Genomic DNA, 652 nt, shown 5'->3' with positions numbered 1-652 from the left:
CGCACGCTGGCCTTCAGATGCTCCAACTTTTCCTTCAAGCGTCCCAGTTTGTTATTGGGCAGCGCCTTGCGTTTAGAGCGCTTCATGGCCACGTGCCACGTCACCGATGTGCCGATATTTTCTGGCCGCTTTTCCACGCCTTGGTAGCCAGCGTCACCGAGGGCGGCGGTCTCGTCGCCGTGCAGCAAGGCATGCGCTTGAGTCACGTCGGCGACATTGCCGGCCGTGCCGATGACGGTGTGAACCAGGCCCGACGCGGCGTCCACGCCAACATGCGCCTTCATGCCAAAGTGCCAGTCGTTGCCTTTCTTGGACTGGTGCATTTCCGGATCACGCTTGCCATCCTTGTTCTTGGTCGACGGTGGCGCGGCGATCAGCGTGGCGTCGACGATGGTGCCTTCGCGCATCATCAGGCCTTTCTCGGCCAGGTGTCCGTTGATCGTGTCGAAGATCTGGCGCGTCAGTCCATTGGCCTCAAGCAGGTGACGGAACTTCAACAAGGTCGTTGCGTCCGGCGCCGACTCGCGGCCCAAGTCGATACCGACGAAAGCACGAATGGACTGGCTGTCGTAGATCGCGTCTTCGATGCCTTCATCAGACAAACCAAAGCATTGCTGGGCCACGTACATGCGCAGCATGCGGGCCAGTCCGA

The 652-nt window shown here is 60.4% G+C and carries 1 protein-coding gene; it reads right to left on the bottom strand.

Annotated features, from left to right (window positions below; translation table 11 throughout):
* Nucleotides 1-652, bottom strand: a 652-nt coding sequence (locus tag GTP77_RS29795; RefSeq protein WP_161075751.1) for an IS5 family transposase, incomplete at both ends; no start/stop codon positions are given.

The organism is Pseudoduganella aquatica, assembly GCF_009857595.1.
GTDB classification, from domain to species: domain Bacteria; phylum Pseudomonadota; class Gammaproteobacteria; order Burkholderiales; family Burkholderiaceae_D; genus Rugamonas; species Rugamonas aquatica_A.
Note: the sequence above shows the minus strand (reverse complement) of the source record. Positions and strands in the feature narration are given on the sequence as shown.